This window comes from Brenneria populi (assembly GCF_036016195.1).
Classification (GTDB): domain Bacteria; phylum Pseudomonadota; class Gammaproteobacteria; order Enterobacterales; family Enterobacteriaceae; genus Brenneria; species Brenneria populi.
In genome coordinates, this window is sequence record NZ_JAYWTM010000029.1 from 53546 (window position 1) to 64773 (window position 11228).

8 protein-coding genes are annotated in these 11228 nt (G+C 48.2%); 7 read left to right on the forward strand and 1 reads right to left on the reverse strand.

Annotated features, from left to right (window positions below; translation table 11 throughout):
• The first annotated feature begins 229 nt into the window (after positions 1 to 229).
• The 6 genes from VSX58_RS19935 (at position 230) to VSX58_RS19960 (ending at position 9604) form a co-directional block, all read left to right on the forward strand.
• Positions 230 to 3652 (forward strand): O-linked N-acetylglucosamine transferase family protein, encoded by a 3423-nt coding sequence (locus tag VSX58_RS19935; RefSeq protein WP_327619622.1) that lies wholly within the window; start codon positions 230 to 232, stop codon positions 3650 to 3652.
• 106 nt (positions 3653 to 3758) lie between these two features.
• Positions 3759 to 4928: a DegT/DnrJ/EryC1/StrS family aminotransferase gene (locus tag VSX58_RS19940; protein WP_327619623.1), complete on the forward strand. Its 1170-nt coding sequence runs from the start codon at positions 3759 to 3761 to the stop codon at positions 4926 to 4928.
• Between the two features lie 101 nt (positions 4929 to 5029).
• Positions 5030 to 6211: an ATP-grasp domain-containing protein gene (locus VSX58_RS19945; protein ID WP_327619624.1), complete on the forward strand. Its 1182-nt coding sequence runs from the start codon at positions 5030 to 5032 to the stop codon at positions 6209 to 6211.
• Positions 6208 to 7341: a Gfo/Idh/MocA family protein gene (locus VSX58_RS19950; RefSeq protein ID WP_327619625.1), complete on the forward strand. Its 1134-nt coding sequence runs from the start codon at positions 6208 to 6210 to the stop codon at positions 7339 to 7341. Before VSX58_RS19945 ends, VSX58_RS19950 begins: the two co-directional genes overlap by 4 nt.
• Before the next feature lie 50 nt (positions 7342 to 7391).
• Entirely contained in the window at positions 7392 to 8459 is a 1068-nt protein-coding gene (locus VSX58_RS19955) for an FkbM family methyltransferase (RefSeq protein WP_327619626.1), read from the forward strand.
• Between the two features lie 83 nt (positions 8460 to 8542).
• The gene (locus VSX58_RS19960) at positions 8543 to 9604 is read left to right on the forward strand and encodes a glycosyltransferase (protein ID WP_327619627.1); all 1062 of its coding nucleotides are present in this window, start codon (positions 8543 to 8545) and stop codon (positions 9602 to 9604) included.
• 195 nt (positions 9605 to 9799) lie between these two features.
• Here the strand turns inward: VSX58_RS19960 and VSX58_RS19965 are convergent, their stop codons facing one another.
• Positions 9800 to 10708, reverse strand: a complete 909-nt coding sequence (locus VSX58_RS19965; protein WP_327619628.1) for a LysR family transcriptional regulator — start codon at positions 10706 to 10708, stop codon at positions 9800 to 9802.
• Positions 10709 to 10931: 223 nt separating this feature from the next.
• Here VSX58_RS19965 and VSX58_RS19970 point away from each other — a divergent pair, with 223 nt between their 5' ends.
• On the forward strand, positions 10932 to 11168 hold the full coding sequence (locus VSX58_RS19970; RefSeq protein WP_327619629.1) for a YdgH/BhsA/McbA family protein: 237 nt from the start codon (positions 10932 to 10934) through the stop codon (positions 11166 to 11168).
• Positions 11169 to 11228: the final 60 nt, after the last annotated feature.

An 11228-nucleotide genomic window follows, 5' to 3' on the forward strand; every position in this document is an offset into this window, starting at 1 on the left:
GGAGCCCGAGTGGCCAGCAGGTGGCTGCTTTTGGGCTTGATGGCGCTTTATATCGCGTGTTAACCCCTGATTTAAGCCAGTAATAAACCACTAATCAGTGGATTATCGTTGCCCTCTCTTTGTTATGTTAAACAAAATCTGTTTATCCAACTTATGCTAAGGATATTCGCTTTTGTCTACCACCTTACCGTCCTCCTCAGATGCTAACAGCGTTGCGGCATCCTCTATCGTGTCCGAATCGATATATCAATCGCTGGATTATCTTTCCCCCCAAGGTTTGCAGGCGGCCGCCTGGCTATATGGCGTACAGACGCCTTCGCCCGCCAAGGCGCGGATATTGGAGCTGGGATGCGGTAATGGCGCCAATCTGCGGCCTTTTGCGCTGGCATATCCTAATTCCCAGGCGGTGGGCATCGATCTGAACGGTGGCGATATCGCGGACGGCGAGCGCTGGCTGGCGCGACAGCCGCTACCTAACCTGACGCTGGCGGAGATGGATCTTCCCACCCTGTTGGCAAGCGAGCTCGGCGCCTTCGACTATATTGTGGTGCGCGGAGTATTCAGCCTGGTCAGCGGCGAAAGCCGAACCGCGCTGCTGGCGTTTTGTCAGCGTCATCTGTCGCCGCAGGGGGTGGCATGTTTCGGCTATAACACCTATCCCGGCTGGAAAAGCGCCGAAGTATTGCAGGATGCGCTGCAGGTGCATCTTTCTCTGGCGAAAACGCCGGAGGCGCAAAACGCCAGCGCGCGCGCCATGCTGATCTATATGTCGCTGGGGCTGGATAACGATAATCCGCTGCAAGCAGCGCTGCGGGAGTTTATCGATCAGGCAAAAGCGCTTTCCGATGTCGATTTGGCGCTGAACTACTATCAGGGGCTGAACCAACCCTGTTATCTGATGGATTTTCTCACGTTAGCCAATGAGTCGGGGCTGGCCTGGGTGGGGGATGCGCAACCCTATACCGAACTTGCCGAATACTATAGCGATAACGTAGCGCAGCTCCATCAAACCATTTGTCCTTATGAGCATAAGTTGCTAAAGCAGCAGTATCTGGACTTCGCCGTCGGACGTAAACATCGTTACAGCCTGCTGGTGGCGCGGACGCGCGCGGCGGAGATTCTGCCCGTGCCGGATCTGGCGCGGCTGGCTGATTTTCATTGGGCGGGAAATTTTCGCCGTTATATAACTGAAAAAGATATAAGTGCAGGGCATTTTTTGACCGATGAGCGGTCAACTTTCACCTCTCAGGATGCATTAGCAAATAATTTGCTGGATATCATGGGCGATGCCTGGCCCAACAGCGTGTCGCTGGATCAATTGGTCTATAACTCGCGTCCGCCGGAGGAAGAATCTCCTGATCATCAGGCGGCCGTGCTTAAATCGCTCGGTTTTCTATTTGGCAAAGGCGTTCTGGGGCTTCATGTTTGTCTCAATACCAGTATCTACAATCGTCAGCCTGCTTCATCATTGGCTTTGTTGCCGGGAGTAATAACAGATCACCGTTTATACAGTGAGGCTGATGCCGTTTGCCGCTATGTTAATTTCTGGTATGAACACCGCGCCTTCACGCTAGATGAAGGGGAATCAGCCAGTTTGCCTTTTATTGGACAAAAAGGCGGCGCTCCTTCTCATACCGATTACCCGCTGATGACGCGGCTGCGTGACTATGGACTATTGTGGGGCTGTGCGACGGCCTGGCGTAGTTATTTACAACAGAGCATTGCTGTGCTAGCTCGGGATCGCGCGCTTGAATATATTCCTGCATTGTTGTTTTATTCGACCAAATATGAAGATGGTGGCGCTTTGTTGGCAACGGATATTGCTAGTGCCTCAGGCAAGGTAGTGAAGAACGGCGATTTTGTATCATTGCCTAAAAACCAGTATGCCCAATTGCAGGATCTGATTGCTCAAGGTGCTTTCGTGCAGGCGCGTAAGATTGCACAGCAGCTGGTGGATAGTCAGCCTCATAATGCCAATGCCTGGAATGCAATGGTGAATGTTTGTGTGGAGACCCGTGATCAGGATGGTGCGCTGCATGCCTTGTTACAGGCGTTGTCTCTTAATCCGCTCTACTGGGATGTCTACGAAGTTCTTTCCACCGTTCAATATCATCTTAACCATATGGTTTATGCTGATAACTTAATTCGTAAGATGTTACGCGTTAGTCCTCGTCGTCGAGCTTCGTGGCAACTACTTGCTTCTATTTATGGCAATAAGCGTAATTTCAGCAAAGCGGAGAAATGTTCTCGAAAAGCGCTGATGATTGAGCCAGAACATCAAGGTGTATTGAATAATTTGGGTCACTATCTGGACGGGCAGGGTAGGCAGGCCGAGGCGCTGGAATATTTTCAGAAAGTAGTGGGTATCAATCCTGAAGCGACGCATTTATACAGCAATATGTTATTTACCATGCTACATGTCGCTTCTCTCTCCCCAGAAGAGATATTGCTCGCCCACCGCCGTTATGGCGAGGTGGTGGAGCGAATGGTCGGCAGAACGTCTATCTCTTTGCCATTGAACAATAGCAAAGATCCGTCCCGGCCATTGCGCATCGGTTTTGTTTCGGCGGATCTCCGCGACCATCCGGTGACCAATTTTCTTGAGCCTATCTGGCGTCATATCGATCGCGACGCTTTTAGCCTGTATGCCTATGCCAATAGTGAAATCTATGACGGCAAATCACAGGAACTGCATGCGCTGAGCGCTAGCTGGGCCAAGGTGTGCAACCTGAGCGATATTGAGCTGGCGCAGCAGATTCATCGGGATGGCATCGATATCCTGTTCGATCTTTCCGGTCATACCAAGGGCAATCGTCTGCCCGTTTTCGCCTATAAACCGGCGCCGATACAAATCGGCTGGATCGGTTATCCGGGGACCACGGGGTTAACGGCGATGGATTATTGGTTCTGCAATAATAATTTCGCCGATCCGGGAATATTGGACGATCAGTTTACCGAAAAGCTGATTTATCTGCCGTCTACCCAAATATTCGAGCCGGTAAAAGAGAGTCCGGAGATTAATCCGCTACCGGCATTGTCAAATGGCTATCTTACTTTTGGTAATTTCAATCGTCTGAATAAGATAAACGATGACGTATACGCGCTGTGGGCGAAGATATTGGTTGCGCTACCTTCAGCCCGCATGTTGATCGGCGCCGTTGATGATTTGGATATGGAGACGGAAATCCGGGAGAAAATGGCGGATTACGGCGTTAAGCCGGAACAACTGCTCTTTCAGAAAAGAACCTCAATGGGCGAATACCTAAAATTACACCATAACGTCGATATTTTGCTGGATACCTTTCCTTATTCCGGGGGAACCACCACCAACCACGCCGCCTGGATGGGCGTGCCGACGCTGACGCTGGCGGGAAAAACCGCGGCCTCCCGCCAGGGGGTTTCCGGGGGGAAAACCTGGGGCCTGGATGAATTTATCGCCTATTCGCCGGATGAATATGTGAGAAAAGCGCTTGGCTGGGCGAATGATCTGACTCGGCTTTCCCAGATCCGCGCGGGTATGAGAAAGCGCGCTTCCGGCAATAAACAGAGTAGAGCCATAACGCCGGCGACCTATTTTGAAGAAGCGCTAAGAACCGCATGGAAAATATATTGTAACGGGGAAGAACCAAAGAGTTTCTCTATTAAAGAGTAAACGCGTCCTCTTATCAGAAGAAATTATTGCAGGAGTCGGGTCGTTCAGCGGCGGTGAGCCATGGGCGGTAGCGCGCATAAATCCTTTAAAAGGTATAACAATAATTATGTCGAGCGATGTGAAAAAAAATATTTATGTCACCAGCCCGCTTCTTCCGCCGCTGGCAGAGTTTATGCCTTATCTGGAGCAGATATGGAGTAATAAACAGCTGACCAATGGCGGTACTTTCCATCAGCGGTTGGAACAGTCGCTAGCCGAATATCTGGGGGTAAAGCATCTCTGCTTGTTCGCCAACGGCACGCTGGCGCTGCTGACCGCGCTACAGGCATTGCGTATTACCGGCGAGGTGATCACCACGCCCTATTCGTTTGTCGCTACTTCCCATACGTTGCTGTGGAATGGTCTGAAACCGGTATTTGTCGATATCGATCCGGTAACCTGCAATCTCGATCCGGAAAAAATAGAGCGGGCGATTACCCCGATGACGTCGGCGATACTGCCCGTGCACTGTTATGGCATTCCCGCCAACGTGGCGCGTATTCAGCAGATAGCGGATATCTATGGCCTGAAGGTTATCTATGATGCGGCGCACGCCTTCGGGGTGACGGAAGATGGCGCCAGTATTTTAAATCATGGCGATCTCTCCATCCTGAGTTTCCATGCCACCAAGGTGTTCAATACCATAGAGGGCGGCGCCATTATCTGCCCCGATGAGAAAACCAAAAAGCGTATCGACTACCTGAAAAACTTTGGTTTTGCCGATGAAGTCACGGTGGTGGCGCCGGGCATTAACGGAAAGATGAACGAGGTTCAGGCGGCGTTTGGTTTACTGCAACTGCAGCATATAGACCGGGCGTTGCAGGAAAGACAGCAGATTTACGCCCGTTATAAGCAAGCTTTTCAGGAGATATCAGCCATTCGCTTGGTCACGGCGCCTGAGAACGTTAAGTGGAATCATGCTTATTTCCCGATTTTTATTAATGGCGCAAATGCCGAAATTCGAGACGCGCTTTATGATGCGCTGAAGGCGGAAAATATTTTGCCTCGGCGTTATTTTTACCCGCTTATCAGCACCTTTCCCATGTATCGCGGACTTCCCAGCGCGCAGAGCGAGCACCTTCCCGTCGCTATGAATATCGCCGATTCGGTGCTGTGTCTGCCTATTTATCCAGGGCTTCTGGAAGAGGAACAGGATAAGGTCATTAGCGTGGTCAAGAACTTCATTACCGATCGAATACCGGCTGTAGCGATAAATTTGCTGGATAAATCGGCGTAGTAAGCATGCCTCTTAAGGGAATGCGGATGATCTATTGCGCTCGGCTACATTCATGATGGGACAAGTACGGAAAATAACGTAATGAGATATTGGAGAGCAGTTTGTCATACATTAATACACTGATTCTTGATGCCGGATTTTCCGCCGGCCCTATCATTCATGCCGCCGTCGACCTGGGCGCTATAGTGGGCGTGTGCAGCGGCAAAGCCGGCGATCCCGGCCATCAAATCGCGCACCGTTCTTTCGTAATGGATTATTCCCAAATAGATCGGGTTATGTCCCTGGCGCGGCAAGAGAATATTTCCGCGTTATTGCCTGGCGTAACGGATGTTTCCTATTTGAGCGGCGCCTATGTCGCCGCGCATCTGGGGCTGCCAGGCTTTGATGCTCCCGATACGGCGGATATTCTGTTTAAAAAGGATCGGTTTCGGCGCTATGCCAAACGTCAGGGTTTGCCCATTCCGCATGCGGTAACGTCGCTGCATCAGGCCGGAGAGCTACGCTTTCCGGTGCTGGTTAAGCCCGCCGATGCCTACAGCGGCCGCGGTATCGTCATGGTTGAAGACGCGGCGTCGATGGAAACGGCCTACCATGCCGCTTTGGCGGAGTCGACCTCGGGCGAGGTGGTGATTGAAGAGTTCAAGCGGGGGCGGTTGCACAGCCATTCCGCATTTGTGCGCGATGGCCGCATCGTCTGTGAGTTTTACGTCGATGAGTTTTGCACGGTATACCCATATCAGGTCAATAGCAGCTGCTTAAGCGCTCAGATGAGCGAATCGCTTAAGAATCAGGTCAGTGAATGTATTCAACACATTATTACCGATTTGCAGCTGTGCGACGGTCTGGTTCACACGCAATTTATCGCCTCCGGGGAGGATTTCTGGCTAATCGAATTAACCCGTCGTTGCCCAGGCGATTTATATAGCCTACTGATCCAATACGCGACGGGCGTACCTTACGCCGCGTGGTTTGCCGCTCCGTTCCTCGGGCATGACTTGCCAATAGCGGAGAAGCGTCCCCCCATCGCGCGTTTTATTGCCAGACATACGGTATCCTCGGCTGAGGACACGACCTATTTTTCGCTACGGTGTCAGCACGAAGAGTGTCGGATTATTGCCGCGGTGCCCTTGAAAAAATGCGGCGAATCTTTGCAGGCCGCGCCCTTTGACCGCGCGGCTATTCTTTTTTCAGAGTTTGCCGATGAGACGCTGATGTTGCGGCATACCCCTTCCTTGAAAAATCACTTTACCATTAACTCCCGACTAACAGAGAGACTGCCATGAGCCTGACCGCAACGCGTCCTAAACTAAAATTAGGTTTTATCGGTGGCGGAATTAACTCTGCGATCGGCATGACGCACAAAATCGCCTGTCAAATGGATGGTCATTTTGAACTGGCGGCCGGTTGTTTTAGTCGCGATAAAGAAATAAACCGATTGACCGCCGAAAGTTGGGGCGTTGCTCCCGAGCGTTTATATCGCAATGTCGATGATTTTTTGTCCGCGGAGAAAGGGGCGCTGGATGCGGTGGTGGTGCTTACCCCTACGCCGACGCACACCGATATCGTTATTGCCAGTTTAGCGCAGGGCCTGCCGGTTATTTGCGAAAAGGCGCTGGCGGCCAGCGTAGAAGATATTGAGGCGATTAATCGTGCTCTTATTTCGGCGCAGGGCCAACTGATGGTGACATTTAACTACACGGGCTACCCGATGATAAGGGAACTGCGGCAGCGAATAGCAGAGGGGGAGTTGGGAACTATCTCTCAGATCATGGTCGAAATGCCGCAGGAAGGTTTTTTACGGCATACGTTGCAGGGGCAGGTCTCCAAACCGCAAAGCTGGCGTCAAAAAGATGGTGCGATCCCGACCGTTTCCCTGGATTTAGGCGTGCATGTCCACCAAATCGTCAATTTTCTTATCGGTGAAAAGGCTCTGGACGTTTATGCGGTCAACAGCGCTTTTGGCGAGATAGACAATGTTGTCGATACCGTAAACTGCATCGCCCATTACACCGGCGGGGTGATAGGCAATTACTGGTATGGCAAAGCGGCGCTGGGCTACCGTAACGGGTTGAAAATACGGATTTTTGGCAGTAAAGGCTCGGCCAAATGGCTGCAGATGGATCCTGAAATTTTACATATGAGCGATGTAAACGGCGGATCGTGGATCGTCGATCGCACCCATCCCCAAAACCGCGTGGCTAATCAGGCGCGCTATTGCCGTTTTAAAGCCGGACATCCGGCTGGTTTTATTGAGGCTTTTGCCAATTATTATGAAGATATTGCTTTGGCGTTGCGCGGTGAGCATAACGAAATGGTAATGGGTTTAGATGTGGCATGCGAGGGGATCCGATTTTTGCACTGCGCCAATGAAAGTAGCCTCATTCGTGAACGCGTAATCATTGATGACAAATAGGCAAAAATAGAGCTGGCATTATATAAACCTTTATTATTTGAGGAGTGCGTATGGAAATTGAGAAATATGTTCCACATGAGAGTCAGCTTTTATTTTGTCATGATTTTATTTACTCGGATCGAGAAAAGTATGTTTTTGGTCGTAATGACTATGCTATAAAAATAAATGACTTGATTTCCATTTCGGGGTTTATTGACGAAACAAGTACGGATACGATTTATCAGGGCAAGCCGGTTCTGCATAGTTTAGATATGGTTCCAGATGGTGCGATGGTGATCTTCGTCTCCTGTATGAGTCCGTTAACGGTCAGTAGAAAATTGTCTGAAAAAAATATTGATTTTATCGATTATTTCTTTTTTCAGAAATATTCCGGGCTGGCTTTACCGGATATCCCTCATTGGGTCGGTTTTGCTGACGACTATAGGGAAAATAAAGATAAATATAATTGGCTTTATTCATTAATGAGCGACGATCTCAGTCGCCAAACCTTACGCCGTCTGGTGACGTTTCGCCTATATCGCGATCTGTCTCAAATGAATATTTTTACAAATCGGGTAAAAGATCAATATTTTGAGGATTTTCTCTGTCTGAGTAATGAATCGTTTATTGATGCCGGCGGTTATGATGGACTGAGCAGCCTGATTTTTGCTGAAAACTATCCTGACTACCATAGTATTCACCTGTTTGAACCTAATGCCAACGTTCTCGCTTTGGCCAGGGAAAATTTAAGCCATTTTCCGAGAGTTAATTTTTATGAGTCGGGATTATCGCACTGCGCGCAACGGTTAAATTTTGATATTAATTGCACCGCCTCAGCGTCAAAAATCAGCGATAGCGGCGATACCGTTATTCATGTTGATGCGTTAGATAATGTGATAAAAGATCGCGTGACCTTTATTAAAATGGATATCGAAGGGGCTGAATCAGATGCCATCGCCGGGGCAAGAGGCGTTATTTTGCGCAATCATCCCAAATTGGCTATTTGCGTTTATCACAAACCGAATGATTTTTGGTACCTGGCAGAACAAGTTCTGGCCATACGTTCTGATTACCGGCTGTATTTGCGACACTATACCGAGGGAACCGATGAGACGGTGCTTTATTTTGTTCCCGCCTAGTTCATATGGCGCTGGTAGAGAGTAATTGAAGTACGCATATTACTTACGTTGCAGTCGATACCCATATAATTTACGGTAAAAACATGATATCTGTTTGCATGATCGTTAAAAATGAAAGTCAATATCTGGAAAATACGCTTGGCGGTGTTGCTAAATATTTTGACGATATTGTGGTAGTGGATACGGGCTCGACGGATAACACCAAGGCTATTGCCGGAGTTTTTACCAATAAAGTGTATGATTTTGCATGGATATCCGACTTTTCCGCCGCCAGGAACTTCTCTTTATCGTTTGCGAAGTATGATTGGGTATTGATTATTGATGCGGATGAAGAAATTATTCCTTTTGATATGGCTGATTTGCACCGCTTGCTCAATGATAACCCGCAGGGAATCGGCCGAGTTATCCAAATCAATCATATTAATGAAGGTGAGGAAGCTGGCGTCGTTAAAGAACCGGTTGGCCGTTTGTTCAGAAAGGATTTATATCATTATCAAGGTATCATTCATGAACAGATTGTGCCTAAAGGTCATAAATCCATTGTCGCCAACCGATTTATGACGCCCATCTCTTTAAACCATATCGGCTATCGACAAGAAATTTTATTAAGCAAGAATAAAGTGGCCAGAAATATCACGCTGCTTCAGAAAGCAATTGCCTTAACGCCGCAAGAGCCTTATTTACATTACCAGTTAGGCCGGAGTTACTATCTGGATAAAAACTATGCTTTAGCGGCGTCAAGTTTTGAAGTCGCATTGGCTATGCAAAAAAACGCTTTCTATAGCTATAGTGAAATATTAATTGAAAGCTATGGTTACGCCCTGATTAATATGGGGGAGTACAAGAAGGCGCTATCTGTTTTACAATATGAACAGTGTGTTGATTCAACGGATTTTATTTTTTTAAAAGCCTTGATTTTGATGAATAATGGCGAGCTTCAGCGGGCGGTGGATACGTTCCTGCTCTGTACCAAGATGAAACCGGGAAATAATGAAGGCGTGAACTCCTATAAGGCGAATTATAATATCGGCGTAATATTAGAATGTTCGAAAATGTATGGCAAGGCCAGGGAGCTTTATCATAAGTGCGGCAATTACAAACCGGCGCTGGATGGACTTATGCGGATTATGGGAAAAAATGGGTGAAGTTTTTCTTAGCGGCGGTTGTTGAATGAATTGAATTTTTGAACCATAAACCGCTACCTAAGGAAAAACTGGCGGATACGTAGCGCGCCGCGAAACCCAGCAACACATTTACCGCGTTCACGCCAATCTCTTCCACCGCATAAATAAGATGATTTTGCGCTCAGTATGGCTGAACACATAAAAAGAGTTATGAAGCTAGGCTCCCTCTGCCTCACTCATTGTCCTGTGGTAATTTCCCCGCAGGGCTTCTACAAAAGCCATAAATGCAGGAGAGCCGTGCCTGCGGTGAGGGTAATAAAGGTGATACCCCTGGAAAAATGGACACCAGTCAGTGAGTACCTCGGTTAACTGACCATTCTGCAACCAGGGGGAAACAAGGTAGTCAGGCAGATAGGCAATACCGATACCATCCAGGGCGGCATCCAGCTGATGGAGCGTACTGTTCGCGGTATACTGGCCTTTGACCTTGACGCTGAACTGATGTTTATTGTTTTCGAATTCCCATGCATAAACCCCACTGCTGGCAGAATGCCGGACATTGATGCAGTTATGTCTAAGAAGCTCATTCGGTGTCTCTGGTATCGGATGTTGCCGGAAATACTCCGGGGTTGCCACAACACACAATCGCCAGTCACGGCTGATGCGGGTCGCTATCATATCCTTATCTACCGACTCACCCAGACGGATCCCCGCGTCAAAGCGTTCACTGACAATGTCAGTAAAACCATAGTCAATGCCGATTTCCACACTGACATCAGGATATTTTTTCAGAAAATCACTTAATATCGGGCGGACAAGATACTGTATGGCATCATCCGACCCTGTAAGCCGGATGATACCTGACGGTGAATCACGCATGGCGCTGAGCTTTTCCAGTTCATCATTTATCTGCTCGTAAAGTGGCCCCAGCCTCTGTATGACTCTTTCCCCCTCAGCAGTTGGAGAGACGCTCCGTGTTGTCCTGGTTAGCAGCCGGTAGCCGAGTCTGTCTTCCAGGTTTTTTATCGTATGGCTGAGGGCTGAGGGGCTGACCCCTATCTCCGCAGCAGCCCGGGTAAAACTCTGTACTCTGGCTATGCACAAAAATGCTCTGAGATCATCCATATGCCCTCCTGGGGAAAGACAGCTAATTTTTTTGTTAATAATACTGTAAATGCTCTGGTATGTTGATGTACAGTCTGATATCGCTTCTGTCAGTTATTCCTGAATCTTCATTACTGAATTTTCCTCATAAGGGAATGAAAAAATCATGAATTAATCACCCCAGTATTTCCTGATACATTTACCTCGTTCGGTTTTATCAATAACAAATGAGGTGTTCTATATTATGATCAAATACATCGCATTATTTACTGTACTGTTCACGTCCTTTTCGATGAACACATTTGCCGCTGAACAATATTCACAAAAAATGGGTGTGGTCAGTGTATCTGGCGCATCCACGCTGGATGAACTGACCCGAAAAATTGAGAAGAAAGCCGCTGAATCAGGTGCGTCATCCTTTAAAATTACTTCCGCCGGTGGTGATAATAAATTACACGGCACAGCCATTCTCTACCGGTAAAATTCTGCCGGATAATATTATCCGGCAGTCTGTTTTTTCTGTGAAAGAGAAAATAATAAA